28 protein-coding genes are annotated in these 26822 nt (G+C 47.0%); 19 read left to right on the plus strand and 9 right to left on the minus strand.

Features of this window, described 5'->3' with window-relative positions:
- From tadA to A2X74_RS07445, 3 genes are all read left to right on the plus strand, one after another.
- Positions 1 to 456, plus strand: coding sequence for a tRNA adenosine(34) deaminase TadA (gene tadA / locus A2X74_RS07435; protein WP_293624236.1), 456 nt, complete (start codon positions 1 to 3; stop codon positions 454 to 456).
- Complete coding sequence (locus tag A2X74_RS07440; protein WP_293624234.1) at positions 453 to 1397, plus strand: LD-carboxypeptidase; 945 nt, start codon at positions 453 to 455, stop codon at positions 1395 to 1397. The genes tadA and A2X74_RS07440 overlap by 4 nt, the downstream gene beginning before the upstream one ends.
- Positions 1398 to 1469: 72 nt before the next feature.
- On the plus strand, positions 1470 to 2000 hold the full coding sequence (locus A2X74_RS07445) for a heme-binding protein (protein WP_299765125.1): 531 nt from the start codon (positions 1470 to 1472) through the stop codon (positions 1998 to 2000).
- An 18-nt stretch (positions 2001 to 2018) separates the two neighbouring features.
- Here A2X74_RS07445 and rlmJ read toward each other — a convergent pair whose 3' ends face one another.
- The 5 genes from rlmJ to A2X74_RS07470 are packed head-to-tail and all read right to left on the minus strand — an operon-like array spanning position 2019 to position 7555.
- Positions 2019 to 2885: a 23S rRNA (adenine(2030)-N(6))-methyltransferase RlmJ gene (gene rlmJ, locus A2X74_RS07450; RefSeq protein ID WP_293624231.1), complete on the minus strand. Its 867-nt coding sequence runs from the start codon at positions 2883 to 2885 to the stop codon at positions 2019 to 2021.
- Between the two features lies 1 nt (position 2886).
- Positions 2887 to 3684 (minus strand): phosphatase PAP2 family protein, encoded by a 798-nt coding sequence (locus A2X74_RS07455; protein ID WP_293624229.1) that lies wholly within the window; start codon positions 3682 to 3684, stop codon positions 2887 to 2889.
- A 5-nt stretch (positions 3685 to 3689) separates the two neighbouring features.
- Positions 3690 to 4949 (minus strand): glycosyltransferase family 9 protein, encoded by a 1260-nt coding sequence (locus tag A2X74_RS07460; protein ID WP_293624228.1) that lies wholly within the window; start codon positions 4947 to 4949, stop codon positions 3690 to 3692.
- A gap of 17 nt (positions 4950 to 4966) precedes the next feature.
- A complete protein-coding gene (locus A2X74_RS07465; RefSeq protein WP_299765131.1) occupies positions 4967 to 6010 on the minus strand; it encodes a lysylphosphatidylglycerol synthase transmembrane domain-containing protein in 1044 nt (347 codons plus the stop codon).
- A 48-nt stretch (positions 6011 to 6058) separates the two neighbouring features.
- Positions 6059 to 7555, minus strand: coding sequence for a glycosyltransferase family 39 protein (locus tag A2X74_RS07470; RefSeq protein WP_293624226.1), 1497 nt, complete (start codon positions 7553 to 7555; stop codon positions 6059 to 6061).
- 47 nt (positions 7556 to 7602) lie between these two features.
- Between A2X74_RS07470 and A2X74_RS07475 the strand changes: the two genes are divergently transcribed.
- Positions 7603 to 8409: a DUF3047 domain-containing protein gene (locus tag A2X74_RS07475; protein WP_293624225.1), complete on the plus strand. Its 807-nt coding sequence runs from the start codon at positions 7603 to 7605 to the stop codon at positions 8407 to 8409.
- Here the strand turns inward: A2X74_RS07475 and A2X74_RS07480 are convergent.
- Entirely contained in the window at positions 8402 to 10699 is a 2298-nt protein-coding gene (locus A2X74_RS07480; protein WP_293624224.1) for a heavy metal translocating P-type ATPase, read from the minus strand. The genes A2X74_RS07475 and A2X74_RS07480 overlap by 8 nt on opposite strands.
- Positions 10700 to 10772: 73 nt before the next feature.
- Between A2X74_RS07480 and A2X74_RS07485 the strand changes: the two genes are divergently transcribed.
- The 12 genes from A2X74_RS07485 to A2X74_RS07540 all read left to right on the plus strand — a co-directional run bounded on the left by A2X74_RS07485 (position 10773) and on the right by A2X74_RS07540 (position 21721).
- Entirely contained in the window at positions 10773 to 10967 is a 195-nt protein-coding gene (locus A2X74_RS07485; RefSeq protein WP_293598581.1) for a heavy-metal-associated domain-containing protein, read from the plus strand.
- Positions 10968 to 11094: 127 nt separating this feature from the next.
- Positions 11095 to 12183: an iron-sulfur cluster carrier protein ApbC gene (gene apbC / locus A2X74_RS07490; protein WP_293624223.1), complete on the plus strand. Its 1089-nt coding sequence runs from the start codon at positions 11095 to 11097 to the stop codon at positions 12181 to 12183.
- Between the two features lie 6 nt (positions 12184 to 12189).
- The gene (locus A2X74_RS07495) at positions 12190 to 12729 is read left to right on the plus strand and encodes a DUF3305 domain-containing protein (RefSeq protein ID WP_293624222.1); all 540 of its coding nucleotides are present in this window, start codon (positions 12190 to 12192) and stop codon (positions 12727 to 12729) included.
- On the plus strand, positions 12729 to 13289 hold the full coding sequence (locus A2X74_RS07500) for a DUF3306 domain-containing protein (RefSeq protein ID WP_293624221.1): 561 nt from the start codon (positions 12729 to 12731) through the stop codon (positions 13287 to 13289). Before A2X74_RS07495 ends, A2X74_RS07500 begins: the two co-directional genes overlap by 1 nt.
- Before the next feature lie 10 nt (positions 13290 to 13299).
- On the plus strand, positions 13300 to 15390 hold the full coding sequence (locus tag A2X74_RS07505; protein WP_293624220.1) for a 4Fe-4S binding protein: 2091 nt from the start codon (positions 13300 to 13302) through the stop codon (positions 15388 to 15390).
- Positions 15387 to 16031, plus strand: coding sequence for a molecular chaperone TorD family protein (locus A2X74_RS07510; RefSeq protein WP_293624219.1), 645 nt, complete (start codon positions 15387 to 15389; stop codon positions 16029 to 16031). Before A2X74_RS07505 ends, A2X74_RS07510 begins: the two co-directional genes overlap by 4 nt.
- Positions 16032 to 16146: 115 nt before the next feature.
- Entirely contained in the window at positions 16147 to 16368 is a 222-nt protein-coding gene (locus A2X74_RS07515; RefSeq protein WP_215386027.1) for a formate dehydrogenase, read from the plus strand.
- A 62-nt stretch (positions 16369 to 16430) separates the two neighbouring features.
- Complete coding sequence (locus A2X74_RS07520) at positions 16431 to 19415, plus strand: formate dehydrogenase subunit alpha (protein WP_293624217.1); 2985 nt, start codon at positions 16431 to 16433, stop codon at positions 19413 to 19415.
- Positions 19416 to 19442: 27 nt separating this feature from the next.
- Positions 19443 to 20102, plus strand: a complete 660-nt coding sequence (gene fdh3B / locus A2X74_RS07525) for a formate dehydrogenase FDH3 subunit beta (RefSeq protein WP_293624216.1) — start codon at positions 19443 to 19445, stop codon at positions 20100 to 20102.
- Positions 20099 to 20335 (plus strand): hypothetical protein, encoded by a 237-nt coding sequence (locus A2X74_RS07530; RefSeq protein ID WP_293599073.1) that lies wholly within the window; start codon positions 20099 to 20101, stop codon positions 20333 to 20335. Before fdh3B ends, A2X74_RS07530 begins: the two co-directional genes overlap by 4 nt.
- Before the next feature lie 47 nt (positions 20336 to 20382).
- Positions 20383 to 21438 carry a formate dehydrogenase subunit gamma gene (locus tag A2X74_RS07535; RefSeq protein WP_293624215.1) on the plus strand — a complete coding sequence of 352 codons (1056 nt, stop codon included), beginning with the start codon at positions 20383 to 20385 and terminating at the stop codon, positions 21436 to 21438.
- 10 nt (positions 21439 to 21448) lie between these two features.
- Positions 21449 to 21721 carry a hypothetical protein gene (locus A2X74_RS07540; RefSeq protein ID WP_293601457.1) on the plus strand — a complete coding sequence of 91 codons (273 nt, stop codon included), beginning with the start codon at positions 21449 to 21451 and terminating at the stop codon, positions 21719 to 21721.
- Here A2X74_RS07540 and A2X74_RS07545 read toward each other — a convergent pair whose 3' ends face one another.
- The gene (locus A2X74_RS07545) at positions 21722 to 22432 is read right to left on the minus strand and encodes an ATP-binding cassette domain-containing protein (RefSeq protein ID WP_293624214.1); all 711 of its coding nucleotides are present in this window, start codon (positions 22430 to 22432) and stop codon (positions 21722 to 21724) included.
- A complete protein-coding gene (locus A2X74_RS07550) occupies positions 22425 to 23120 on the minus strand; it encodes an ABC transporter permease (protein ID WP_299765144.1) in 696 nt (231 codons plus the stop codon). Before A2X74_RS07550 ends, A2X74_RS07545 begins: the two co-directional genes overlap by 8 nt.
- 65 nt (positions 23121 to 23185) lie before the next feature.
- On the opposite strand from A2X74_RS07550, the gene A2X74_RS07555 reads away from it, so the two are divergent.
- From A2X74_RS07555 to cls, 3 genes are read left to right on the plus strand one after another with little or no spacing between them, the layout of a single operon-like run.
- Positions 23186 to 23386 (plus strand): (2Fe-2S)-binding protein, encoded by a 201-nt coding sequence (locus tag A2X74_RS07555; protein WP_293624212.1) that lies wholly within the window; start codon positions 23186 to 23188, stop codon positions 23384 to 23386.
- Complete coding sequence (locus tag A2X74_RS07560; protein ID WP_293624211.1) at positions 23386 to 24138, plus strand: endonuclease/exonuclease/phosphatase family protein; 753 nt, start codon at positions 23386 to 23388, stop codon at positions 24136 to 24138. The genes A2X74_RS07555 and A2X74_RS07560 overlap by 1 nt, the downstream gene beginning before the upstream one ends.
- Entirely contained in the window at positions 24135 to 25610 is a 1476-nt protein-coding gene (gene cls, locus A2X74_RS07565) for a cardiolipin synthase (protein ID WP_293624210.1), read from the plus strand. The genes A2X74_RS07560 and cls overlap by 4 nt, the downstream gene beginning before the upstream one ends.
- Here cls and A2X74_RS07570 read toward each other — a convergent pair.
- Entirely contained in the window at positions 25607 to 26791 is a 1185-nt protein-coding gene (locus A2X74_RS07570) for a CaiB/BaiF CoA-transferase family protein (protein WP_293624209.1), read from the minus strand. The two genes, cls and A2X74_RS07570, sit on opposite strands and share 4 nt — an antisense overlap.
- Between the last annotated feature and the right edge of the window lie 31 nt (positions 26792 to 26822).

A 26822-nucleotide genomic window follows, 5' to 3' on the forward strand; every position in this document is an offset into this window, starting at 1 on the left:
ATGCAAGCAGAGCTTGATCGCCAATTTATGCAGCAAGCTTTGGATCAAGCTAAGCTCGCTGCGCTTGCTGGTGAAGTGCCGGTCGGCGCTGTATTGGTTCGTGATGGTCAGGTTATATCAACTGGTTTTAATCAACCCATTACCAATAGCGATCCTAGTGCCCATGCCGAGATGATGGCCTTGCGCGCTGCAGCCCAGGATGAATCTAATTACCGGCTACCAGGCACTACTCTGTATGTCACCTTAGAGCCTTGTACTATGTGTGCTGGAGCTATGCTGCATGCTCGGGTTGATCGTGTTGTATTTGGTGCAACTGATCCTAAAACGGGTGCCGCAGGAAGCGTGCTCAATATATTCTCAGAAAAACAGATTAATCACCAGACGCAGGTTGAAGGTGGCATCATGGGTGAAGAGTGTGGTCAGATACTGCGAGATTTTTTTAAGGAGCGGCGTTGAAGCAAATTCATTTGATTGCTCCTTCAGGGACTAGTCTAGATACTCGCAGTCCATTACAAGGAATCCAGTGGTTGCAAAAGCAGGGTATTGAAGTTCTCAATACGGCTTGTGTAGACCGTGTTGAGCAACGTTTTGCTGGCGCCGATGCTGAGCGTTTAGCTGAAATCAATCAACTCGCCAAGCTCTCTCCCGAAGTTACTGTTGTTGCTATGCGCGGTGGTTATGGATTGCATCGCCTGCTCCCAGATATTCAGTGGGATGCGATTGCCAATGCTGTCAAGAATGGTCTGCAGATTTGTGGGCACAGTGATTTCACAGTCTTCCAATTGGGTTTATTGGCAAAGACTGGCGCAGTCACTTTAGCGGGCCCTATGCTCAATTTTGATTTTGCTTGTCAGGGTGAACAGGGCAAGGGAGTTGCTCCCAATACATTCATGTGGACACATTTCCAAAAAGCCATTCATGAGCGTAAATTAGATTGCACCATTAAAACCAATCAACCCTTCTTAAAACATTCTGTCGCAGGCCAAATTTCCGGAATGCTTTGGGGTGGTAACTTAACAGTGCTGGCGGGTCTAGTAGGAACACCATACTTGCCAAGCAAAGAGCAAACTCAAGGCGGCATTTTGTTTCTAGAGGATGTCAATGAGCACCCCTACCGAATTGAGCGCATGTTGATGCAATTATTGGATGCGGGTATATTGAGCAATCAAAACGCCATACTATTAGGTGGATTCTCGGCATACCGTCTTTACGATAATGACCGTGGTTACACCCTGGAAAGTGCAATTGAGGCTATTCGTAAACGTCTTCCTGACAATATCCCGATATTGACCGGATTACCTTTTGGGCATCAAGCTGAAAAACTGACTTTGCCAGTAGGTGCGCAAGCACACATTCAATACGATAGCTCGGGTTTTACTATTCAGTCTCAGTGGTAGTTATTTCAAATTAAGGATATCTCCTTGCGAGTTTTGGTATTTCTCACCAGCATATTGATTGCGAGCGCTGCAATGGCAACCGAAGAACCAAAATACACTCTTCTAGGGAAATCTGAGCCATTTGAATTGCGTGCCTATGCACCTCAGATTGTGGCGGAAGTTAAGGTAGACGGTGATTTGGATGCCGCATCCAATCAAGGGTTTCGCTTGATTGCCGCCTTTATTTTTGGAAAAAATCAGGTATCTGAAAAAATTGCCATGACTGCTCCCGTAGGAATTGAGAGCAGCAAGTCTTCTGAAAATGCAGGCAATCAATGGACGGTATCGTTTGTCATGCCTGCAGAGTACACCTTAGCTAGCTTGCCAAAACCATTAGATCCGCAAGTCAAAATAAGAGAGTTGCCCGCAGAAAATAAGGCAGTAATTGCTTTTTCTGGCTTTTATAACGAAGAGAAGGTCAAAGAAAAAACTCAAGCACTGCGAGACTGGATGCAGACCAAGAATTTAAAGCCAAGAGGAGAGCCGCAGTTTGCACGCTACAACCCGCCTTGGACTTTACCTTTTATGCGTCGCAATGAAGTGATGATTCAAGTCCAGGAGTAATGCCCTGAGGTTTAAGACTTAAGCCTCAAAACTCTTTAAAACAAATCCAGCGCCACCATCTTGCCCCAGCGCTTTAACCAGAATGGGCAGACTTTCAGCCAATTGCTTTTCTAAGGTCCATGGTGGGTTGATGATGAACATGCCACTAGCCTGAAGTCGACGTTCTTTAGGTGCATTCTCGACCCGCAACTCAACATGCAACCAAGAGCGTTTATGGGCTGCCGCAATCTTTTTCATGTGATCGGGTAGGGCTGCTGATTCTCGTCTAGAGAGACATGGATACCAGATTGCATAACATCCAGTGGCAAAGCGATGTAGCGCTTCTTCCATCGTAGTTTCGAGATAACGGTAGTCTTGCTTATCCTCGTAAGAGGGGTCAATCAAAACAAGTCCACGCCTACTAGGTGGCGGCATCAATCCTTTTAATCTCGCAAAACTGTCATCTGCAAAGATATCAATTTGCCTTGATTGCTTAAGCTCGCTGATATTGTGGCGCAAGATATCAATCTCTTTGGGATGCAACTCAAAAAGCTTCAAGCGGTCTTGTGTTCTCAGTAATCGTGCCAAAATAAATGGGGAGCCTGGATAGATCGTGATCTCATCGCCAGCATTCTCGGCCCGAATACACTCGAGATAATTGGTAATGCCTGGACTTACAGGATTAGTCTCTGCAAATTTGGCTAAGCGATAAATGCCTTGATATGCTTCTTTGCTAACTGCCGCAAACCCGTCAATCAGACTATAGATACCAGCACCAGCATGGGTGTCGACAATGGTCAGGGCGCCTGGTTTTTCTTGTAGATACTCCACCAAATGCATCATCACAAGATGTTTCAGGATATCGGCATGACTACCCGCATGAAAAGCATGGCGATAACTAAACATCTTAGATAGCCCTAGGTTTTTGCGCTTTAATAAATAAAGCTAGAGTAATACTGATTAATGCTACGCAAGCGTATTGCAAGGATTGATTGAGCTCTGAGTCTAGAGTTTGGGTGAGAAGTACATAGATCGTGGCAAGCCCACCAATAGCAAGTAGGCGTGGCCCGATTTGATTGGCGGCTAGTTTCGCCTCTGGAATTAATCTGGCCAGCCCCGCCCCAAGCATTCCAGACCATAGTCCAATAGCGGAACCCGCCAAGACATCAGTTAGCCAGTGAGCGCCAAGCGCATTTCGAGATAAGCCAGCAAAGCCAGCAATGATAAAGATCCACCATAAAGAAGACCTGTTATTTCGATCGCTGGCAAAGTAGATTCCAGAAACAACTGCAAAAGCAGTAATCGTGTGACCTGATGGCATTGCTCTATGCAGTAAAGGCTCACCTATGCGATAAAAATCTTCTAAAGCCAAGACTCCGGCAGGACGAGGAAGCGCTAAAAAAGGTTTGATGATTTGACTAAAAGCACCACCAATGAGAGATGCTAGTAGTCCGGCGTAGAGCAATCGAGGTGCTAGTACCAAGAGAGGGAAGCACAAAGCAAAAATACCCCAGCCATTACCAATAAAGGTAAGCCAAGACCATAGGGTGTCAGGCAGAAGCTGGGTATAGCGATTGACAAATAAAAACGTGGGAGTTTGCAGCTCACCAAAGTAAATGGCAATTGCTAGGCCAAGCGGCAGAATTGGAATGCACCAAACCCAAATGGATGCGATAGCAAAAATCGATTTGCGCTGCTCAACCATTCTAATTAGCGTGCTCGCTCTTGATCAGCTTCATTGAGCTGATGGACCATTTTTTCTACTACTTGAGCTACAGTAATTGCTTGCATGCACACGTTGTCATGGCATGGTGTCTTGCGATGATTGGCGGCACTGACGCAGGGTGAGCACGCTAGGTTGGCCGTGATTGCAATTGACTTGCCAACAGAGCCATAGAGTGCTGGAGTTTCTGGTCCAAACAGGACGACTGTGCGCAGTGGAGTAACCGCAGAGAAATGACCGGGCCCAGAATCATTGGTCACCATCACATCTGACAGTGTGTAGAGCGGTGGCAGTTCTGCGAAGCTCACTTGGCCAGCAAAGTTCAGTGCATTTTTAACGTTAGCAACTGCGCGGACTTTTTCAACATACTCAAATTCGGCAGGAGAGCCCGTGATCAAAATAAGATCATTGGGATAAAGCTGATTCAAGCTTTGAATTAGTTCCGAGAAGCGCTGTTGTGCCCAGCGTCTTTGTGGCAATAAATCGCTGGCATTGGGATTGACCAAAATCAGACGTTGCCCACCTTGCTTAAATTGAATACCAAAAGTTTCACTGAGCTTCTCAATACGCTCACGAACCTTGCTCAATGCTGTCGAATCAATCACTGCTTGTTCTAAGCGGACCTCTGAATCTGCAATATGTATTTTGCTAAAAGGCACTTCAATCTCTTTGGCAAATGCAGCATGAATGAGGGAGAGGAAATTCTTGGTAATGTGGATGTGTGGGTTGTAATGAACTTTGCGAGTCAGCATGAAGCCACGCCACAAACCTTCACCATGAAAGATGTGATAACCCACGCGACGACGAGCACCACAAAGGCCGGTAAGTAGTGCAGTAAAGCGAGAGAAAAGCTCTAAATCAATCACCGTATCAATACGATGCTTGCGAGCCACCAGTAAAAATTTGAGCGTGTCTTTAATTAATCCGCCCAAGCTTGAAGAGTCAATCGTAAAAATATTCTCTGGTTTGACGGTATTTAGTAATGTGAGGCTGGCACGATTGCTTTTAAAGATGAGGAAAAATAATTCAGCACCACGAGCCTGTGCATTGCGCATGGCTGGGTCAACTAAGATTGCGCTACCCATCTCGGATAACTCAATAAAGAGTAATTTACGCGGCTCACTTGGACCGCGGCTAAATATATTCTTGATGCCATCAATCAGAGCAACTACTGGGCTCGCTACTGCGCAAAGTGGCACACCAACCCAATGGTCAATGGCGCGCATGGTGTTGACGCTAATACTCATAGTCTGACTCTAAAAAATTACTTCCGTTTTAATAAAAAGTAAGCACCGGGCAATACTGATAAAACAGTAATGGCGCCGTAGCTAATGGATGCTAATACAGTCATAGATGGGCTAACACCCCACAATGCCAGTACTGAAGAGAGTGTGGCTTCCCGCAAGCCCCAGCCTGAGATGCTAATCGGTAGCATTAAAAGGAGGCTAAGTGCAGGCAAGCCAATCATGAGCGCTTCAATGGGGGCATCAACTCCATAGGCCTTGAGACAGAAGAGCAGCGTCAAGATTGTGAAAGCATGAATGCCAATTGCAAATATCGCTTGAGCGATATTCATGGGCCAAGAAAAAGCGAACTTAATTCCGGGCAGAGCATGGCTCATTTTTAGGCGGTCTAATAATTTTTGCAGCAAGTTGCAGCTCGGACCCCAGGCCAAAACTACAGCAATAAATACACCGGCAAAAATCATGATGCCAGTGACGGCGTAACCTAAGTCTGTTCCCCAAGCGGCCAGGGTAGCGCCACCCAAAATGAGACCCAGTCCACCCAATAAATTGTTTCCTGCCAAGCCAAGTAGGCGATCAACTAGAACCATAGAAAAACTCAGACGCAATTTAGGGGTTGCATGCTCTAAGTCAACCGAGTGATGAAGCTCCTCATTCAAGTCTTTTTCTTCAGTCAATTTGCCGCTGCTATTCAAATGAGTGGCGGTAATGGCGCGATAGCTGTCACCACCAAGCGTGCTTGGCAATCCCTGATTGATCAGTCCACCAGCAAAATAGAGGGCTACAAAGTTTGTGAGACTTCCTTGGAATCCAACTTTGCGCATTAGAAATCCCCAGCGCAGTCCACCGCAAATAAACGCTGATAGCATCATCAAAAACGCAGCCAAAAACCACCAAGGCTGCATTCGGATTTCGGAATTGAATAGGGTATGCCAATCAATTCCACTCGTAGCTTTCCAGAGTAGGGCAACTGACAAAACAACGCGAATGGTAGGCCAAGCCCGTTTGAGGATTGCTTTCCACCCAGATGTGGCTTTTGGGGTGGCTTGGGGTTGTGAACTCATAGGCATAAGGATAATGCCTATGGCTCCTAAGGTCTTGAATTTGGGGAATTAACGTGCCGTACCAGCGTCCTGCCAGTTGCGGCAAAGACTATAGTCAAATTTAGATAAAACCTGCCCAAAACGGATGATTTCTAGGCTATCCAGGGGCTCGCAGAGCTCAAAGCCGGGATTTCCGCCAACTGGCGGCTTAAATGTCATGCCCGACCAATTGATTAGTAGCACGTTTGCACCAGCTGGTAATTGCCCAAACCAGAGGTCAAACTGATCCTGTCGCTGGTCCAATACAAAGACTGGTACTGGTTGAGCATACCAAGCGGCGCGACTACCCAATGTCCAGTTTTGTACTGCAATACCGTTTGCCTTGGTAGCTTGCGCCAATTGAGACGCTTTTTCGCCTGCAATCTTCCATCCGTAGAGGTCAGCAATTGGATTGGACTTTAGGGCTGCTGTATTCATGCCTCCCGATAGAACGTAGCCAAAGCCTATTAAGCAAACGAGCAGTTGCCCTACAAACAAGATGCGGATTGCCATGCGATGTTGCATGGCCCATGCCTTTGCTAGCCCAATACCGGCAAATGGCGCTAGACAAAACCAGGCGGGTGTAGTCCAGTGGGGAAGACTGCCGCCTCCAGAAAGTGAAGCAAAAATCATGAAAGGGATCATGAAGAAGCTCAGCAAGGCAATAAGAACGAGCTTCTGGGAGTGAAGGCAATGCTTAATAAATGTATAGCCGCCTAAAAGTAATAGAGGTCCAAAGCAGGCAATCTGAATGCCAATGAAGGCGCCAACTCTACGCCACGCCCAAGTGCCACCGCTACCATGGGCAATTTGATATTTGAATGAGATCCAATCATTGATCCAGTTCCAATACAGCACTGGGCTAATCACAATTAAGGCAACTGCTGCCGCAATCCAGAAGCCCGCTTTAGTAATCCAAGGTTTCTTTGGTAAGGCCAAGAAAACAAAGAGCAGGGCAAATGCAGTAAATGCGGCGGTGTATTTGCTCAGACCTGCTAGGCCCAGTAGCAAGCCAGTAATCATCCAGTCAGAAACAGTGAAGTAATCATTTTGGATCCAGCGCAAAGCCGTCAATATTAAACCCAGACTTAAGGGTGCGAGCAAGGTGTCAGGCAAAAGACCGATTGCTAAAACATGCGGTAGTGGGGCTGCAATGATTGCTAACACAGCCATCAATCCACATAGATTGGCAGAAGGTAGGGCGGTGGTTAGGTAACCCGCATTACGTCCCTGCATGAGGTGATGAATTTCAATAGTTACCTGATATACCAAGCAAGCAGAAAGTACCCAAAGTAATTCTGGAATGAGGCGAATGATCCCCTCGGATGAAGTGAGAGCAACTAATGGCCACTGGATCCAGCCAACTAATGGTGGATGATCAAAGTAACTCCAGGCGAGATGCTTTGCGTATAAAGCGTAATGTGCTTCATCAACAGAGAACTCAATCGAGAAGCCGAGGGCAAGGTGAGCCACCGCAGCAATACAGATGCTGATAGCGGCCCAGCTTGAGGGGGATTGATGGCGCATCACGCAATTTTAGACTTAGCACTCCATTCTTTGGGACAATTCAAGGAATGCCTACAAAAAACTGCTTTCGATCCCTACTGCTGTTGACTGCCATTTCAATCTCTTTGGCAGGTTGCGCGGGCTTCACAGGGAATTCAATTGAGAATGAGGCAGGCCAAGCATTTAATGCCGATCAGTTGCCAGCTCAAGAAGATCTGCCGAAATTTTCTGTGGAGAAGCCGAAAGATGGGATGCCAAGTGGTTGGCATTTTTATCGCATAGCACCCTATAAAAAGCACACGATTTACAGGCTTGAGAATTATCAAGGTCGTACGGTGCTTGCTGCCAACTCTAAAACATCAGCATCTGGTCTTGCGGTAAAGCTTCGACCACGTTCAGCGCAAAACCTATGGCTGCAGTGGGAGTGGAAGGCGGTAGGAGCAATTCCTCAAGCAGACAATGCGGAAAGCCAGAATGACGATGCACCGCTACGTATTTTGGTGGCCTTTGATGGTAATAAATCCAAACTCCCTTTAAAAGAGAAGCTCACCTTTGAGATGGCTAACTTGATTAGTGGTCAAGAGATGCCATATGCCACAGTGATGTATATCTGGTCAGGAAAGAATCCAGTCAATACGGTTTTGAATAACGCTCACACCTCTCGTGTGAAGATGATTGTGGTCGACTCTGGCTGGAATGGCTTGGGGGAGTGGAGCAAGCACGAGCGAGACTTGGCTGCAGACTACAAGTTGGCCTATGGTGAGGCACCAGGCAATGTGATTGGTATCGCACTTCTGACTGATACCGATAACACCAAGTCAGAAACCCGTGCCCTTTACGGCGATATTGAATTAGTTCGCAAGAATCTTAAATAACTTCAGACTGCATAGGGCGCCAACGCTTGAGCAGTAGGGCATTACTCAAGACGCAGAAGCTGGAGAGTGCCATGGCACTACCAGCCAGCATGGGTGATAAATAACCCAAAGCTGCCATCGGTATGCCAATCGTATTAAAAGCAAACGCCCAAAATAAATTTTGACGAATCTTGCCCCAAGTTTTTTTGGAGATATCAATTGCAGCTGCTACTAGTGTTGGGTCTCCGCGCATGAGAGTAATTCCAGCTGCCTGCATTGCCACGTCAGTTCCGGTTGACATCGCCATACCCACATCGGCCATTGCCAATGCTGGGGCATCATTCACACCATCACCAACCATTGCCACGAAATGTTTTTTGCCTTCAGAGTTACTCTGCAGATCTCGAATGATTTCTGCCTTATTGCTTGGCATGATTTGGGCAAAGACTTCGTCAATGCCAATAGTCTTTCCTACGCGGTTTGCAGCCGCTAAGTTATCACCAGAGAGCATCACCGTCCGAATATGTAATGCATGAAGTGCAGCGACTGCTGATTTCGCATTAGGCTTTAGCTCATCACCAAACGCAATCACAGCAATTGGCTTTGACGCTTGCTCATCCTGACCACTCACGCTCATCAAGACGGAAACAGTTTGACCCTGCTCAAAACAGCCCTGAGCCTTTTGCAAAACGATATCGTGTTGCAGACTTCCTTCAAGTGAGGCTACGCTTTGTAGGCGAAGCGTTTCGCCTACAAAGGGGCCGGAGCTTGGCACGCCTTCAATCCCAATACCAGGCAAGCCCTTGCTTGATGAGGTAGCAATTGGTGTTATACCTTTTTCTTTGGATGCGTCCAGCAGTGCTTTAGCCAAAGGATGTTCGCTCCCCAGTTGTAAGCCTGCGGCTGTAGCGAGAATGCCTTCAGTATCGGCAGATGATTGATCAAAAGGGAGTAGGGCTAGCATGCGTGGCTTGCCAATAGTGAGTGTCCCGGTCTTATCAAACGCGACGATATTGAGTTTGTGCGCCAACTCCAATACTTGAGGATCCTTAATCAAAATGCCAAAGCGTGCGGCGATACCAGTGCCCGCCATGATCGCAGCTGGAGTAGCAAGTCCAAGTGCGCAAGGGCAGGCAATTACAAGGACGGCGACAGCCCGCAAGATTGCGATCGATACGGAGTCAAAGTAGAGCCAGTTCCCAATACCGGTAGTCAGCGCAAGAATAATCACAGTGGGCACAAATATTGCGCTCACCTGATCAACTAACTTTTGAATAGGCGCCTTTTGTGTTTGAGCTTCCTCTACTAAATTAATAATTTGCGAGAGCACGCTTTCAACACCAACTGCTTGAGCAGTCACTATCAGTACGCCTTCACCATTTAAGGCGCCACCAATGACCTTCGATCCAACTAATTTTTTAATTGGCTCGCTTTCACCAGTGAGCAGGGATTCATCGACATGGCTAGACCCAGAAATAATCACGCCATCTACTGGGATGCGTTCACCGGGAAGTATCAATATCCGATCCCCTGGCAGCACTTGATCAAGGGGTAAGTCACGGCGTTGATCTTCGCCTACACCTGTATTGCCTTGAGGCTCAGCATCCGCGTTTAACACTTTCGCATGCTCGGGCCAAAGTTTTTGCAGGGCGCGAATCGCTTCGCTGGTTTGTTTCTTGGCACGCGACTCTAGCCATTTGCCTAATAAGACCATGCAGATAATGACCGCAGATCCTTCAAAGTAGAGTTCATGCGTATGGTTTGAGGCGAACAAGAGGTACAGGCTAAGTCCATAGGCAGCACTGGTGCCTAGAGCAACCAGTAAGTCCATATTGCCAGCACCAGCCATCAAAGATTTATAGCCTGCCACGTAGAAGCGCCAACCTAAAATGAACTGCACTGGTGTGGCCAGAGCTAGCTGCCACCAGCCCGATAGAGACCAGTGAATGCCAAAAGGCATGAAGAACATGGGTAAGAAGAGTGGGGCGGAAAGCAGGAAACTCAGAATCACCCGACCTAAACCATCATCAGCCCAAAAGGACTTGCTCGCGTTCTTGTCTAAATTGCCTTGTGGAGAGCTTTCTTTGGCCTCATAACCCGTCTTTTTAACAAGTGCGATGATGTCTGCGAGGGTGGAGGAGCCGCGTTTTACCCTAACCCTGGCCTGCTCAGTCGCTAAATTGACGGTAGCTGCCTCAACTCCAGGAATCTTGTCCAAAGCCTTTTCTACACGACTAACGCAAGAGGCGCAGGTCATCCCGCCTATATCTAGGGTATAAAACTCTGAATTGCTCGTTTCTGTGGAGTGCATGTAGAAGATAATCTACCGTAAGGTGAAAAAAGGCCATCAACAACCGTATTTTGACAGTTTTTAAGGGATAACTATGTTTACGCTGAAGGTATCAGGAATGACTTGTGGCGGCTGTATTAATGCTGTTACTCGAGCTGTGCAGGCTCAAGATCCTCAAGCCCAAGTTCAGGCGGACTTGGCGACCCAGATAGTGACGCTGGAAACAACCCTCACTCCAGAGCTGGCTGCCGAGCTCATAACAGATGCCGGATTTCCAGTTTCACAATAGAGATTGGTCCGGCTTTAGCAATTTTTTGCATGTGCGGTTAATCTACCCACTATTCCATTATTTGTAATACATCTCAATAAACCCTATTGAGATTCCCTTGTGGGAATGTTTATCTTAGGAGAAGTCGGTGGCGCTTACTGTAGAGGCTGTGCAAGCAGCATTAAAGAATTTAGTTGACCCAAATACGCAAATTGATTTTGTGTCGGCAAAGAGCGTCAAAAATCTAAAAGTAGACGGCGGCGATATTAGCTTAGACATCGTTCTCGGATATCCAGCCAAAAGTCAGTTTGATGCGATTCGTAAATCTGTTATTGCTGTTCTTCGAGAATTACCTGATGTCAAGAATGTCAGCGTCAATGTCAGCAGTCAAATCGTGGCACATTCTGTTCAGCGTGGAGTGAAGTTACTACCTAATGTAAAAAATATTATTGCTGTAGCCAGCGGTAAAGGTGGAGTAGGAAAATCCACCACAGCAGTAAATCTAGCTTTAGCCTTGGCTGCGGAAGGTGCGCAAGTAGGCATGTTGGATGCAGACATCTACGGACCGAGTCAACCGATGATGCTCGGTATTACTGGCAGGCCAACTTCGATTGAAGAAAATACGATGGAGCCTATGGAAGGCCATGGCCTTCAAGCGAGCTCTATTGGCTTTTTAATCGATGATGATGCGCCCATGGTGTGGCGCGGTCCAATGGTAACTTCAGCCCTCGAGCAATTGCTTCGTCAGACACGTTGGCGTGATCTTGATTACCTGATTGTGGACATGCCGCCAGGTACCGGGGATATTCAGTTAACGCTTGCTCAGAAGGTGCCTGTCACCGGCGCAGTCATCGTGACCACTCCTCAAGATGTTGCCTTACTGGATGCGCGTAAGGGCTTAAAGATGTTTGAGAAGGTTGGCGTTCCGATTGTAGGGATCATTGAAAACATGAGCACTTATGTTTGCCCAAGTTGTGGTCATGAGGAGCATGTGTTTGGTACCGGTGGTGGCCAAAAGATGTGCAAAGAATATGGGGTTGATTTCTTGGGTGACTTACCGCTCAATTTATCGATTCGTGAGCAGGCTGATGCAGGGCGCCCAACTGTAGTGGCTGATCCTGATGGCGCTATCAGTGCAATCTATAAGACGATTGCAAGACGAGTTGCCATTAAAGTAGCGGCGCTTTCAAAAGATATGAGCAGTAAATTCCCTAACATCGTGGTTCAAAACACCTGAGGTCTTATGCGTTTTGCAGTTCTCATGCGTAAGCAGTTCGTTGATAACCCCTGGATTTCCTATCGTTGGGAGCCTCGGGAGGTATTGCCGGATTTTGGGGAATTTAATAATGCAACTGCCGATGAGGGAAAAATTATTGGGCAGTTCTTAGGGCGCGATGATCAAGGTGAGTCTTGGTTATTTACCGGATATGAGCTCAATTTGTTTCCGGATGAGGCTGAAGGTTATTACCTCAACTTATCAGCCCCTCAGCCTTGCTGGTTTGTGATGTGGCGCTTAGAGGAAGATATTGAACGCTACATTGATACTCAGTCAATCGAGTTAGCTAAATCAGAGATAACGATTGCTGTTCCGCATCGTATTAGCGTGAGCTATAACGAAGCAGGCCGCTTACTGGATGGTGGCGAATCAGTCGATAACATTCCCTTATCTTCGGAGCATGCCTCTTGGTTACAGGAGTATGTGAACGAGCATTACCGTCCTGAACCCAAAAAGCGACATCGTCCCGAATCATTTAAAGGTGCTAACCGCGGGGTGGAGGATTAATGCCCGGGGGATTTCTAAATCGATGGTCACGCCTCAAGTCTGGGGAGCAAGTCGAGCCCGAGAAAAAACCAGCCGATCAGACTAAGCAAGAGTTAACAAATCCTTCTGAAATACAGCAGGATTCCGCTGATACCAAAGAAGCTCTCCCGTCAGCTACTTTGGACGATGTAGAGAAGATCGATCGTTTTGCTCCTGACTTCTCTTCTTTTATGAAGCCGGATGTGGATCCTGCAGTTCAGCAAGCGGCGATGAAAAAGATGTTCTCAGACCCCCATTTCAATGTCATGGATGGTTTGGATATTTATATCGATGATTATTCCAAGCCAGATCCCATTCCACTGGAAATGCTCAAGCGAATGGTGCAATCTGACATGCTCAACATTTTCCGCAAAGATAGTGATGAGGAGACCCCGGTTACACAAGCTGTCGATAACAAAGCCTCTGAACCGAAAGAGCAGGCTTTACCCCTAGCGCCCCAGACTGATTTAACATCCACACCAGTACCTATTCAGGAAGAGGGGGATAAAGACCCATTGCCCGTGGATAAGAAAACCAGTTAAGAAGAAATCAATGAGTCAAAAATTAGTTTGTAATTGCAATGGAACCATGCCTTTGGATGGTAAGGCTTTGGGTCTTACTATGCACACCTCCTTATGTAGGCAGGAGATTGGCTCAGTCATCAAGGCATTCGATGGTAGCGACGCTATCGTCATTGCCTGTACTCAGGAGCGTGCTTTATTTGGTGAGCTTGCTGAGCAATCTACAAAACCTTTGGTAGCCCCATTACGCTTTGTCAATATTCGTGAAGTGGCTGGGTGGACTCAAGAGGCTAAAACTTCTACACCGAAGATTGCTGCATTACTTGCTCTGGCAGAGATGCCTGAAGCAGATCCAGTCCCGGTCGTCAATTATGAAAGTCAGGGTCGCTTATTGATTGTTGGCTCTGGAGATCAGGCTTTGCCTTGGGCTGAAAAACTGAGCGATTCTCTTGATGTCTCGGTTCTCTGTGCGGAACCGGGCGCATTGCCACTCGCAAGAAATTTCCCGATCTACACCGGCGACGTAATTAAATTAGATGGATATTTAGGTAACTTTTCAGTTGATTGGAGTTTGCAAAACCCAATCGATCCAGAGATGTGTACACGCTGTGGAGCTTGTGTTGAGGTTTGTCCCGAAGGTGCAATTGACGATTCCTTCCAAATTGATTTAGATAAATGCAAATCCCACCGAGCTTGCATCACAGCCTGCGCTGGTATTGGTGCAATTAATTTTGATCGCGTCGACCGTCAACGTAATGCCGAGTTTGATTTGATCATGGATCTACGTGCTGATCCCAAGATGCGAATGAGTCAAACTCCACAAGGCTACTTTGCCCCCGGAAAAGATCCGCTTGAGCAAGCTTTAGTGGCAAACGAATTATTAGGTTTAATTGGTGAGTTTGAGAAACCTAAATACTTTGCCTATAACGAAAAGATTTGTGCTCACGGGCGCAACGGCAAAGTAGGCTGCAGCGCTTGTATCGATGTGTGTTCAACAGGCGCCATTTCCTCCTTATTCAAAAGCGGGCAGGGCACTGTAGAAGTCAATCCTAATTTATGTATGGGTTGCGGAGCTTGCTCGACGGTGTGTCCATCAGGTGCAATGCGCTATAACTATCCAAGCGTGTCTCATCAGGGTAAAGAGATTAAAACGCTTGCTAATGTGTTTGCTGCTGAGAGTGCTAAGGCAAAACAATCACAAGCGCCTGCTTTACTGTTGCATTCCCTTAAATCTGGCACTCAAGCTTTAGATTCTCTTGGGCGCTTGGCTCACTTAAGACCAAAGCAATTTGAGGCATTGCCATCCTTTGTTCTGCCATTTGGAGTCGAGCACATTGCCTCCACCGGTTTAGATTTGTGGCTCGGCGCTCTTAGCTATGGTTTTGGTGAAGTCATTCTGCTACTCACGGGTGATGAAGACCCTGCTTATCGCGCCGCACTTGAAACCCAAACAGATTTGGGTAATGCGATTTTGGCTGCCTATGGATTTGATGCCAGACTATCGCTGATACAGATTAGCTCTGCTGATGATCTGCAGCCTGCATCCGCTGCAATGGGCAAGTTGCGTCAACGTGGTTCTTTGCCAGCAATTTGTTCGCCTGCCAGTTTTGGTTTGGGTAACCAGAAGCGCGAAACTGTTGAAATGGTTTTGGAGCACTTGCAAAAGCAAGCTAAAACCCCGCTTTCTGCAGGTGGTACTGCTTTACCAAAATCATCCTTCTTAGGCGGCTTAAATATCAATAAGGATGCCTGCACACTTTGCATGTCATGTGTGGGTAGTTGTCCAGAAGGTGCTTTGCTGGATAACCTGGATGAACCTAAACTTTCTTTCATAGAAAAGCAATGCGTTCAATGTGGCATTTGTGTTCAAACTTGCCCAGAACAAGCACTGTCTTTAGCCCCGCGTTTACAAACTGTGGAGGAGCGCAAGCAAAGAGTGGAGCTCAACGAGACCAAGCCCTTCCATTGCATCAGCTGCGGTAAGGTCTTTGGAACCGCGAAGATGGTTGATCTGATGTTGGTGAAGTTGGGGGCTCATGGTGCTTTTGCGGGAGCTGGCCTAGATAGGCTAAAGATGTGTGGTGATTGTCGTGTGGTTGATATGGTGAAGAAAGAGTTATGAGTGAGCAAATAAAAGCAGGCGCCTCGACTGAGGTTGGTGATGTGGGTTTGCCTGAGGATCTGGCTAGAGCAGATTTATATGGCTTGATTGCCAGACTCTTTCATCAGCCGCCTGATCAAGAGTTACTGGATCAAATCGCTGCTTCGATTCCAGATGGCCAGGAAGTCCAGGCTGATGACGCGCCGCTAGCCAAGGTGTGGGATAGCGTGGTGGAGGTTGCCAAAAATAATCCAGCCAAAGCTTGGCATGAGGAATTTGATCGCAATTTCATTAGCGTTGGCCGTCCCAATGTGATTCTGAACGGCTCCTTCTATATGGCTGGACACTTAAATGAAAAGCCCTTAGTTGATATTCGTCGCGCTTTAGATACCTTTGGCCTGGTATCCGCCGAAGAGGTTACCGAGACTGAGGATCACTTGTCTGCCTTGTGTGAAGTAATGAGATATCTCATAGCGGGGGATGACGTAGAGATATCTAACCTGACCAATCAGCGCGTTTTCTTCAATGACCATATTCGCCCTTGGTATGACGAATTGTGCGATGCAATAGAAAATATTCCAGACATGCATCTTTACCATCCGGTTGCTGCATTGACTCGGGAATTTCTTGCTATCGAAGGGCAGAGTTTTGACATGATTTGATGTTGCGTTGCACAAGAGGAAAGCACCTAAAAATATATTAATTCCAAATATGCAAAAAATACAATTACCAATTACACTTGATCTATATCAAATTTGCACTAACTAGGAGCATGCGATGACTACCAAATCCGCAACTGCAGTAAATGAAGAAAATAAGCCTTCACGCAGAAAGTTTTTCATCGGAGCAGGTGCCACAGTTGGCGCCGTTGCTGTTGCTTCGCAAACCTCAATTGGTAAGGCGGTGATTCAAGAAATTGGAAGCACTGTTAAGGGTAAAGATGACGGTTATCAGTTGTCTGCGCACATTCGTAAGTACTACGAAACCACAATGCTTTAAATCTAGTTGTTAATGAAGTCGTTTCCAAATAATTAAATAAAAATATTTTTCAGGGACAACATATGAGTCTGACTCGTAAATCCAATACCCCACAGAGTGGCCGCTCTACACCTGCATCACGTCTCATCGGTAGCTTGTCACGCGGACTCCAATCTGCAGTGCCAACGATGGATCGTCGTACCTTCCTCAAGCGCTCCGGCGTCGGTGTTGGTGCTGGTATCGCGGCAAGCCAATTAACATTGGTGCAGAAGGCATCTGCCGAGCAAAGCAAGGCAATGCTCGATGGCAAGGGCAAGATCGAAGTTAAGAGAACGATTTGTACTCACTGCTCAGTAGGTTGCGCAACTGACGCTACTGTTGAGAACGGTGTTTGGGTTCGTCAAGACTCTGCATTTGATTCCCCAATTAACTTGGGTGCTTACTGCGCGAAGGGCGCATCCCTGCGTGAGCATGGGCATGGAGATTTCCGCTTACGTTACCCAATGAAGTTGGTTGATGGTAAGTATCAAAGAATCTCATGGGATCAGGCTTTGACTGAAATCACTGCGCAGATGAAAGATTTGCGTAGCAAGTACAGCCCAGATTCTTTGTTCTTTATTGGCTCCTCAAAGCATAACAACGAACAGTCTTATTTAATGCGCAAGTGGGTTTCTTTATTCGGAACCAACAATACAGACCATCAAGCCCGTATTTGCCACTCCACTACAGTTGCCGGTGTTGCCAACACCTGGGGCTATGGTGCGATGACCAATAGCTATAACGACATGATGAATGCCAAGGCGGCTTTGTATATTGGTTCAAACGCTGCAGAAGCGCATCCAGTGTCAATGCTCAGCTTGTTGCATGCAAAAGAAAATGGTTGCAAGGTCATCGTAGTTGACCCACGTTACACCCGTACTGCAGCAAAGTCTGATCAGTATGTCCGCATTCGTTCAGGTACTGATATTCCATTCTTGTTTGGTGTTCTGTATCACATCTTCAACAATGGTTGGGAAGATAAGAAGTACATCAATGACCGCGTGTACGGTATGGATGAGATCCGCAAAGAAGTTATGGAAAAGTGGACTCCAAAGAATGTAGAAGAAGCATGTGGAGTTCCAGAAGCACAGATGTACAAAGTTGCTGAAACTATGGCGAAGAATCGTCCAAGCACTTTGGTCTGGTGTATGGGGCAAACTCAGCACACCATTGGTAATGCTATGGTTCGTGCCTCTTGTATTCTGCAGTTAGCTTTGGGCAACATCGGTAAGTCCGGTGGTGGCGCTAACATTTTCCGCGGTCACGATAACGTTCAAGGTGCAACTGACGTTGGCCCTAACCCAGATTCACTGCCAGGCTACTACGGCCTTGCAGCAGGTTCATGGAAGCACTACGCCACTGTATGGGGTGTGGACTACGAGTGGATCAAAGGTCGTTACGCTCCAAACATGATGGAGAAATCAGGTACTACGGTTTCTCGTTGGGTCGATGCGGTGCTCGAGAAAAATGACATGATCGATCAACAAACCAGCGTTAAAGGTTTGTTCTTCTGGGGTCATGCACCAAACTCACAAACTCGCGGACTTGACATGAAGCGCGCGATGGATAAGTTGGATTTGTTAGTAGTGGTTGATCCATATCCAAGTGCGACTGCGGCAATGGCAGCAATGCCTCCTGCAGAGGGTGATGTTGTCAATAAGAATCGCAACGTGTATTTATTGCCAGCTACGACACAGTTCGAAACAACAGGTTCTGCTACAGCATCAAATCGTTCGCTGCAGTGGCGTGAGAAAGTAATTGATCCGTTGTTTGAGTCTGTTCCTGACCACGTGATCATGCAAGCATTTGCTGATCGCCTTGGTTTTGGTCAAGAGTTATCAGTTAACTACAAGATGTTGAGCTCGAAATATGCAGGTAAGCAGTGGAGAGAGCCTGAAATTGAATCCATCTTGCGAGAAATTAATCGTGGTGTTTGGACGATTGGTTACACCGGCCAAACTCCTGAGCGCTTGAAGGCTCACATGAGAATGGCAGGCGTATTTGATCCGAAGACATTGAAGTCACGCGGTGGTGTTGATCCAGTAACGGGCTACGACACAGCAGGCGATTACTATGGCTTGCCTTGGCCTTGCTACGGAACTGCGGCTATCAAGCATCCTGGCTCACCAAACCTCTATGACACCAGTAAGAGTGTCATGGAAGGTGGCGGTAATTTCCGCGCAAACTTTGGCGTTGAAAAAGACGGTAAGAATTTGTTGGCTGAAGATGGCTCTTACTCTAAGGGTTCAGCGATTAAAACTGGATACCCAGAGTTTGATCACGTCTTTATGAAGAAACTGGGCTGGTGGAGTCAGTTGACTGAGGAAGAGCAAAAGGCAGCTGAAGGTAAGAACTGGAAGACTGACTTATCTGGTGGTATTCAACGCGTTGTCATGAAGAATGGTTGCCATCCATTTGGCAATGCAAAAGCACGTGCAGTCGTATGGAACTTCCCAGATGCCATTCCAGTGCACCGTGAAGCTCTCTACAGTACTAACGAGCCAATGATGCGCAAGTACCCAACTTCTGCAGATAAGAAGAATTTCTGGCGCTTGCCAACCCTTTTCAAAACAGTTCAGGATAAGAACTTGAATGAGAAGCTCTACGAAAAGTTCCCAATCATTTTGACTTCTGGTCGTTTGGTTGAGTACGAAGGTGGAGGAGACGAAACTCGTTCCAACCCATGGTTGGCTGAGTTGCAACAAGAGAACTTTGTGGAGATCAATCCTAAGGCTGCAGAAGCTCGCGGCATTAAGAATTGGGATTACGTATGGGTGAAGTCACCAACCGGCGCCAAGATCAAAGTGCGTGCATTGGTAACCCCACGCGTTGACCAAGGTACCGCATTCGTACCATTCCACTTTGCAGGCTGGTGGCAAGGCAATGACTTGCGCAAATATTACCCAGAGGGCGCTGCCCCAGTAGTTTTAGGTGAGGCAGTGAATACTGCAACAACCTATGGCTATGACCAGGTAACGATGATGCAAGAAACCAAAACCACTATGTGCCAAATCGAAAAATTTGCCTAAGTTAAAAAATAAAGTCAGGAGAACATCATGGCAAGAATGAAATTTATCTGCGATACAGAGCGTTGCATTGAGTGCAACGGCTGTGTCACAGCTTGTAAAAACGATAACGAAGTGCCTTGGGGTATCAATCGTCGCCGAGTTGTTACGGTAAATGACGGTATTGTTGGCCAGGAAAAGTCTGTTTCAGTTGCTTGTATGCACTGCTCGGATGCACCTTGTATGGCAGTTTGCCCAGTAGATTGCTTCTACCGCACCGATGAGGGTGTAGTGCTGCATGACAAGGACATTTGCATTGGTTGCGGCTATTGCTCTTTTGCATGCCCATTTGGCGCACCTCAATTCTTAAGTCAGGGTGCCTTCGGTTCCCGTAGCAAGATGGACAAGTGCACCTTCTGTAGCGGTGGCCCAGAAGTGAACGGTAGCGTTGCTGAATTTGAGAAGTATGGTCGTAACCGCTTAGCCGAAGGCAAATTACCTTTGTGTGCTGAGATGTGTTCAACCAAGGCTTTGATTGGTGGCGATGACGAAGTAATTTCTTCCATCTACGCTAAGCGTGTATCAGTTCGTGAAGCTAATGGTCGTTATCCAAGTACCGATATTTTTGGTTGGTCTACTGCTTATGGTCCTTCGGGATCACCTGCACCGAAGCCGACACCCGCTGACAAAATTCCAGGAGCAAAGTCATGAAATTGAATTTCAAAACTCTCGGCTTGTGTTTGGCTGCTGGTACTTTGTTGGCGGCATGTTCCGAGCCACCAGAAATTGCAGCGAAAGCTGCCAAGCGTCCTGATGTAGCCCCTTACATGGGTGCTGATAATGGATTCATGACAAAGGGCTGGACTCCGGGTAATCAAGCTAGTTGGGCGGAGGCGATTAACAAGCGCAATCAGAAGCAATCTGAGTATTCACGCGCTAAGTGATCAGTTAAACAACAATAAATAAAACGAAAACGTTTAAGGATATTTGTATGAATCGATCATTTTCAAGTGTTAGTCGCTCCTGGGTCTTGGCTCTGGGCGTTTCACTGAGTTTGTTAAGCGGGGTTGCTCTGGCAGATCGTGCGCCAATGCAACCTTTGCCATCGCCAAGTGGAATTGATTTCCCTAAGAATCTCAATACGATTCCCGACGGAACTCAAGCGCAATCTCAGCCGGCGAATACCGCCCCAAAAGAGGGTGCTATTTGGGATACAGCCAACAGTGCTCCTTATAACTACGTCAGCATTCCAGACAAAGAGGCGAGCGTATTAATTCAACGCTCAGGTCAGCAATGGCGCCTAATTCGTAATGGCGTGATCACTGTTTATGGTGGCTGGCTCCTAGCCCTTGCATTTTTTGGTGTGATTGCGATGTACACCCTCAAGGGCTCAATCAAGTTACATGAGCCTCTATCAGGCGTGAAGATCAAGCGCTTTAGCGGCTTTGATCGCCTCACGCATTGGACCATGGCATTTAGCTTTATTGCTCTTGCATTGACTGGCCTGTTAATTTTGTACGGCAAGTTCTTTGCGATGCCATTGATGGGCGGCGCTGCGTATGGTTCTTTCTTGATGGTTTGCAAGAACATCCATAACTTTGTTGGGCCACTCTTTACTTTAAGTATTGTGATTTTCTTCTTCCTCTTTGTTCGCAAGAACGTCTTTGGGGAAGGTGACATGGCTTGGTTAATGTCTTTTGGTGGACTCTTCTCTGGTAAGCATGTGCCAGCAGGTTTCTTCAACTTTGGTGAGAAGTTCTGGTTCTGGTTCGGCATGGTTTTCCTAGGCCTGATTATTTCAGCTTCAGGATTTGTGCTCGACATGATCGTGCCATTCATGGACATCCAATACTTGCGTGGAACTATGCAATTGGCCAATATCATCCACAGTTCTGCAGCTATTTTGATGACAGCAATGGCAATGGGCCACATTTACATCGGTACGATTGGTATGCAGGGTTCAATCGACGGTATGAAGACTGGCTATGTTGATGCTACTTGGGCTAAAGAGCACCATGAGCTCTGGTATGACAAGATTAATAAATAAGGACATGGCCATGAAAAAAATCATTGCTTTTACACTCTGCTCATTTGTAAGTGCTTTTGCTTTCGCAGCCTTACCCCCACTATCGCCTGAAGCTCAGGCAGAGGCTGATCTAAAGAAGGCTAAAACGGCTTATGCTGGTAAGGTTGGAGCTTTCAAGCTTTGCCAAGTGCAAAATAAGATTGCCGACCAATACAAGGTTTCCGGTACTCCAGCACCAGCAGCCTGTGTAGCGCCACCTCCATTTGTTGCACCGGTTGCTGCTGCAGCGCCAGCTGCAAAGTAATTAGTCGGAGAGTAACTCTTGATGTAAGTAGCGCTTTGCTGCTTGTGTCTGAGGATTGGCAAAGAAAGGACCTACGGGTCCTTTTTCTTTTATCTGGCCCTGATCAATGAAGATAATGTACTCGGCTAGTCTTTGTACTTGTGCCAGCTGGTGGGAGGTAAAGATGACATCTGATCCATGAAGCTTAAATTGGCGGATGATTTCTTCTACTTGCTCTGTAGTATTTGGATCTAGATTGGCGGTGGGTTCATCTAGCAATACCAAATTGGGTTTTTGCAATATGACTCGACCTAAGCATAGCTTTTGTCTTTCTCCTGCTGAGAGTTTATGAGCAGGACTATTCGCAAGACGGCTTAAACCGATCTGCTCTATGACGGCATCAATAGCCCTCGACTCAATAGAAGGATCAGAGTCTTGGACCATCGCAATATTAGTTCTAGCGGAGGCCTTAATCATTGGCGTATGGTGCAATACCAAGGATGATTTGATGGATCTTCTTGAGTGCGTGATCGTGCCTGAATTCGGTGTGATCAAACCATCAATTAACTTGAGGAATGTGGTTTTTCCGGCGCCATTGGGCCCAATACAGGCGCTAATTCGATCTGCAGGAATGAGTGCGTGGGGGATATCCAATATAGTCCGACCATCACTTTTAACAATGATGTCCTGTAGCTCGATGTATTGCTGAAATTGTTCGGAGGGATTAACCATAGCGTCGCTCCGCAATTTGGCGAACTACAAATGTGAAAAGGTTGGCTAGTAACACAATGCCCAGTAAGACAATTCCTAAGGCAAGCGCAAGAGGGAGGTCGCCCTTGCTTGTTTCTAAGGCAATCGCAGTGGTCATGGTTCGAGTGGATTGATCAATGTTCCCGCCCACGATCATGACGGCTCCAACCTCGGATATTGCTCTAGCTAGTCCAGCTAGGACGGCAATAGTCAGTGAGAAGCGACAGTCCCAAATCAGCCATTTGAGGGAGGCCATTCTGGGTAAGCGAAGGGCCATAAATGAATCCCGATGAATTCTCCAGGAATCTTCCAAAATTTGGCGGCTTAGAGCCGCAATTAAAGGGGTTGTGAGCAGTGTTTGGGCAAGGATCATGCCCTTGGGTGTAAAAAGCCATCCCCATACGCCTAAAGGCCCTGTGCGCGAGAGTAAGAGGTAGACCACAACGCCAACAATGACTGTTGGGACGCCCATGAGTGTATTCAGGGTAACTGTAATCGTTTGTTTACCCCGAAATTCTTCGGTGGCCAATAGAGCACCAATCGGCAGCCCAATCAGGGTACCTAAAAGGAGTGCCGTCAAGCTGACCTGAAGAGAGACGAGAACAATGCCCATTACTCCTGCATCCAAATGTGCAAGGAGTCTAAAAGCATCCTGAAAGGTCATCAACATGGACATGATTCTAGCAAGGGGGTGGCAAAATGGCAGAAATGCAAACAATTTCCCTTTTTTAACTCATGGCTGAAGTCATTTGCCTCTGTAATGAGGTTCTCGATGCTGATCTTCGAGAATATCTTGATGCCCATCCAATCGACTCTATTGAGGAGTTGCGTGAGCAAGCCTCCATTTGCAATAAGTGCATGCAGTGTCAGGATTTAGTTGAGGGTGAAATTTATTTGGCACGTGTTCGACGGCAGCGTGCTGCAGGACAGTTTTAATGACGCAAAGTAAGTTGGGCCGCTTTAGCGTCATGACCATGAATGTGCATAAGGGGCTATCACCCTTGCACAGGAAGTCGACTATCTACGAGCTACGTCAGAAAATGCGTAGCCATCATCCAGATTTGCTTTTTCTGCAAGAGCTTCAGCAGGAACATCGAGGGCGAATTCGGCGCTTTGGTCAATGGCCTTTAACAGAGCTCACCCACTTTTTATCCGAAGACTTTTGGCATGATTGGCATTACGGTAAAAATGTGGAATATCCAGATGGGCATCATGGCAATGCAATTCTGTCTAAGAGGCCTTTGCATAAGGGTGAAAATTACGACATCTCGGCTTATCGATTTGAACGGCGCGGATTGCTTCATAGCGTCACCCAGCTCGAGGGTGTAGCAACACCGATCCATTGTTTTTGCGTTCACTTGGCCTTATTTGAAGGCGGGAGAGAGCGTCAGTTAAATGAAATTATTCGTTACATTGATTCACTGGCGAATGGTGGTCCCACTATTGTGGCTGGTGACTTTAACGATTGGCGCAACCGCGTGAGTGCGCCGATGCAGGCTGCCGGTTTTAATGAGGTATTTGAAGTACTTACTGGAGCCCCGGCAAAAACCTTTCCTAGTGTGAAGCCTATGCTTCCAATGGATCGAATTTATGTGCGGGGCTTAAAAATCCATTCTGCGGAAGTGATGCATGAATGGTTGAAACTATCCGATCACTTAGGTATTGCAGCGGAACTTGAAATTTTATGAACATTATTAATTTTTTACTAGGATCTATTTTTGGTGAATCCTTTATTTGGGTCCCAATAGCCCACATCATTATTGTGATTCTGTTTGGATTTAGATTAATTTCAGTGAGAAGGCCGGTTGGCGTTGTTCTGGCCTGGTTTCTGATTGTGGTTCTATTCCCCTTAATTGGTATTAGCCTCTATATCCTCATTGGCGAGCGTCCCGTTGGTCGAAAGCTCACTCGAAAAATTATTCGCATGGATAAAGAGTACGCTGCCATCACCGAAGCGATGCGCAAACGCTATCAGGCTGATAAACAACTTCTGCCAATTGAAGGCAGGGCCCTGAGTCTCTTGGCAGAGGCTAAAAATGGTTCACCAGTAATCGCTGGCAATCAGATTGAACTCTTTACGAATTCTCTGGAAATCTTGCAATACTTTATTGATGAGATTAATCAGGCTAAGAAAACATTGCATTTGGAATTCTATATATGGGCTTTAGGTGGTGATGCAGATCGTGTTGGCGAAGCTTTAATCGCTGCGGCTAAGCGTGGCGTAGCTTGTAAAGTGCTATTGGATTCTTTAGGTAGTAAAGACTGGTTTAAATCGACTTGGCCTAAGCGCTTCAGAAAAGCGGGTATTAAAGTAACTGAGGCATTACCTATTCAAGTTGGCCGCTTTCAATTTCGTCGTGCTGACTTAAGGCTGCATCGCAAGATATTTGTGATCGATAACACCATCGTTTGGACTGGCAGTATGAATATGGTCGACCCACGTACTTTTAAACAAGATTCAGGTGTGGGCGAATGGGTAGATGCAATGGTCAGAATTGAAGGGCCTGTAGCATCTCAGTTTGAGCTGACATTCTCGTTTGACTGGAGTGTTGACAATCCCAGAGTTACGCACTTTAGCAATGTAGTGCCGGCTGCCAGCCCACTAGAAGGGAAGGTATTGGCTCAAGAGTTTTCCTCCGGGCCGGTATACCGCGACGATATCTTGTACCAAGTATTGCTTTCAGCCATCATGGATGCCCGTGAAGAGCTCACCATCACTACGCCTTACTTTGGTCCTGACGATGGTTTGATTCAGGCGCTGATGGCAGCAGCTGGTCGTGGCGTGAAGGTGACTCTGATTGTTCCCAAGTTAAATGACTCGACATTGGTTGCTTGGAGTAGTCGCAGCTTCTACTCTGATCTCATGAGTGCCGGTGTGAATATCGCTGAGTTCCATGGCGGCCTATTGCATACGAAGAGCATGCTGATAGACAAGCGTGTTGCCATTTTTGGTTCAGTCAATTTTGATCAGCGCAGCTTGCGTCTCAATTTTGAAATTAGCTTAATCGTATACAACGATGAATTCTGCGCCAAGCTCGAAACCTTGATCGAGTCTTACTTGGCTAAATCAGATATGGTAAATCCAGCAACTTGGGCTAAGAGACCGCATTGGCATGTTCTGCTGGAGAATGCAGCCCACCTGACATCACCCTTGCTTTAAATGGAGCCCTGACCCCGCATCTTTGCAATCTCATCAGCAGAAATGCCAAGCTCAGTCAGGATGGCTTCCGTATGTTGGCCCACTGCAGGTATCTCATCCATGCGGTAGTCAAAGCTGTCATTGCTGCCTGGGGGTAGCATCGCTGGAATAGGGCCCACCGGTGATCCTACTTGTACCCAGCGATCCCTTGCTTTGAGTTGATCATGATTCCATAAGCCCTGCATATCATTTAGGCGGGCATTGGCGATTTGCGCTTGATCTAGTTTTGCAATCACTTGCTGGGTAGTAAGTTTGCTAAAACAGGCATCAATGATGGAGAGGAGCTCATCTCGCTTTTCATTACGCTTGAAGTTTTTATCAAAGCGCTCATCTTTAGCTAGCGCTTGATTCTCAAGCACTACCTCACAGAATAAAACCCACTCACGATCATTTTGCAGACCCAGCATCACAGTGCCACCATCTCCCGCCTTAAATGGCCCATAAGGATAGATCGTGGCATGAGATGCGCCATTGCGAGGAGGGGGTGCAGCTCCCTCATAGGCGTAATAGAGCGGGTAGCTCATCCATTCACCCAAAGACTCCAGCATAGAAACATCGATAGTGGATCCTTTGCCGGTCTTCCCCCTCTGGAGAAGTGCTGCCAAAACATTGGTGTAGGCATACATGCCTGCAGCAATATCTGCAATCGAATTGCCTGCCTTGCTAGGTGTCTCAGGTGTGCCGGTAACCGACAAGAATCCAGCTTCACTTTGAATCAGTAAGTCATAGGCTTTTTTGTCACGATAAGGCCCATTATTTCCATAGCCTGAGATGTCGCACAAGATTAAGCCGGGATTATCTTTTTGCAATAGCTCTGCAGTAAGGCCCATGCGCGCTGCGGCACCAGGGGCTAAGTTCTGTACCAGCACATCCGCTGTTTTGAGGAGCTTCTTTAGTGCTGCCAAGGCCGATTCTTGTTTGAGATCTAGGGTGAGACTTTCTTTAGAGCGATTTACCCAAGTGAAATGAGATGACATGCCATTGACCCGTTCATCATAGGCGCGGGCAAAGTCTCCGGCACCAGGCCGTTCGACCTTGATGACTCGTGCACCTAAGTCGGCCAATTGGCGAGTACAAAACGGAGCAGCAATGGCATGCTCTAACGAAACCACAGTGATGCCATCTAGGGGGCGAATGCTCATGAGATTGCTTATCCAAACACTAAATTAATTA

This window comes from Polynucleobacter sp. GWA2_45_21, from assembly GCF_001830325.1.
Taxonomy (GTDB): Bacteria; Pseudomonadota; Gammaproteobacteria; order Burkholderiales; family Burkholderiaceae; genus Polynucleobacter.

What these genes read in the sequence shown, in the direction of transcription:
- A2X74_RS07455 (WP_293624229.1), bottom strand. Translation starts at nt 3,684, where the DNA reads ATGGTTGAGCAGCGCAAATCGATTTTTGCTATCGCATCCATTTGGGTT.
- A2X74_RS07510 (WP_293624219.1), top strand. Translation starts at nt 15,387, where the DNA reads ATGAGTGAGCAAATAAAAGCAGGCGCCTCGACTGAGGTTGGTGATGTG.
- fdh3B (WP_293624216.1), top strand. Translation starts at nt 19,443, where the DNA reads ATGGCAAGAATGAAATTTATCTGCGATACAGAGCGTTGCATTGAGTGC.
- A2X74_RS07570 (WP_293624209.1), bottom strand. Translation starts at nt 26,791, where the DNA reads ATGAGCATTCGCCCCCTAGATGGCATCACTGTGGTTTCGTTAGAGCAT.
- A2X74_RS07460 (WP_293624228.1), bottom strand. Translation starts at nt 4,949, where the DNA reads ATGAGTATTAGCGTCAACACCATGCGCGCCATTGACCATTGGGTTGGT.
- A2X74_RS07470 (WP_293624226.1), bottom strand. Translation starts at nt 7,555, where the DNA reads ATGCGCCATCAATCCCCCTCAAGCTGGGCCGCTATCAGCATCTGTATT.
- A2X74_RS07480 (WP_293624224.1), bottom strand. Translation starts at nt 10,699, where the DNA reads ATGCACTCCACAGAAACGAGCAATTCAGAGTTTTATACCCTAGATATA.
- rlmJ (WP_293624231.1), bottom strand. Translation starts at nt 2,885, where the DNA reads ATGTTTAGTTATCGCCATGCTTTTCATGCGGGTAGTCATGCCGATATC.
- A2X74_RS07560 (WP_293624211.1), top strand. Translation starts at nt 23,386, where the DNA reads ATGACGCAAAGTAAGTTGGGCCGCTTTAGCGTCATGACCATGAATGTG.
- A2X74_RS07445 (WP_299765125.1), top strand. Translation starts at nt 1,470, where the DNA reads ATGGCAACCGAAGAACCAAAATACACTCTTCTAGGGAAATCTGAGCCA.
- A2X74_RS07500 (WP_293624221.1), top strand. Translation starts at nt 12,729, where the DNA reads ATGCCCGGGGGATTTCTAAATCGATGGTCACGCCTCAAGTCTGGGGAG.
- A2X74_RS07540 (WP_293601457.1), top strand. Translation starts at nt 21,449, where the DNA reads ATGAAAAAAATCATTGCTTTTACACTCTGCTCATTTGTAAGTGCTTTT.
- A2X74_RS07520 (WP_293624217.1), top strand. Translation starts at nt 16,431, where the DNA reads ATGAGTCTGACTCGTAAATCCAATACCCCACAGAGTGGCCGCTCTACA.
- tadA (WP_293624236.1), top strand. Translation starts at nt 1, where the DNA reads ATGCAAGCAGAGCTTGATCGCCAATTTATGCAGCAAGCTTTGGATCAA.
- A2X74_RS07515 (WP_215386027.1), top strand. Translation starts at nt 16,147, where the DNA reads ATGACTACCAAATCCGCAACTGCAGTAAATGAAGAAAATAAGCCTTCA.
- cls (WP_293624210.1), top strand. Translation starts at nt 24,135, where the DNA reads ATGAACATTATTAATTTTTTACTAGGATCTATTTTTGGTGAATCCTTT.
- A2X74_RS07545 (WP_293624214.1), bottom strand. Translation starts at nt 22,432, where the DNA reads ATGGTTAATCCCTCCGAACAATTTCAGCAATACATCGAGCTACAGGAC.
- A2X74_RS07550 (WP_299765144.1), bottom strand. Translation starts at nt 23,120, where the DNA reads ATGTTGATGACCTTTCAGGATGCTTTTAGACTCCTTGCACATTTGGAT.
- A2X74_RS07535 (WP_293624215.1), top strand. Translation starts at nt 20,383, where the DNA reads ATGAATCGATCATTTTCAAGTGTTAGTCGCTCCTGGGTCTTGGCTCTG.
- A2X74_RS07485 (WP_293598581.1), top strand. Translation starts at nt 10,773, where the DNA reads ATGTTTACGCTGAAGGTATCAGGAATGACTTGTGGCGGCTGTATTAAT.
- A2X74_RS07495 (WP_293624222.1), top strand. Translation starts at nt 12,190, where the DNA reads ATGCGTTTTGCAGTTCTCATGCGTAAGCAGTTCGTTGATAACCCCTGG.
- A2X74_RS07555 (WP_293624212.1), top strand. Translation starts at nt 23,186, where the DNA reads ATGGCTGAAGTCATTTGCCTCTGTAATGAGGTTCTCGATGCTGATCTT.
- A2X74_RS07530 (WP_293599073.1), top strand. Translation starts at nt 20,099, where the DNA reads ATGAAATTGAATTTCAAAACTCTCGGCTTGTGTTTGGCTGCTGGTACT.
- A2X74_RS07465 (WP_299765131.1), bottom strand. Translation starts at nt 6,010, where the DNA reads ATGAGTTCACAACCCCAAGCCACCCCAAAAGCCACATCTGGGTGGAAA.
- A2X74_RS07505 (WP_293624220.1), top strand. Translation starts at nt 13,300, where the DNA reads ATGAGTCAAAAATTAGTTTGTAATTGCAATGGAACCATGCCTTTGGAT.
- A2X74_RS07475 (WP_293624225.1), top strand. Translation starts at nt 7,603, where the DNA reads ATGCCTACAAAAAACTGCTTTCGATCCCTACTGCTGTTGACTGCCATT.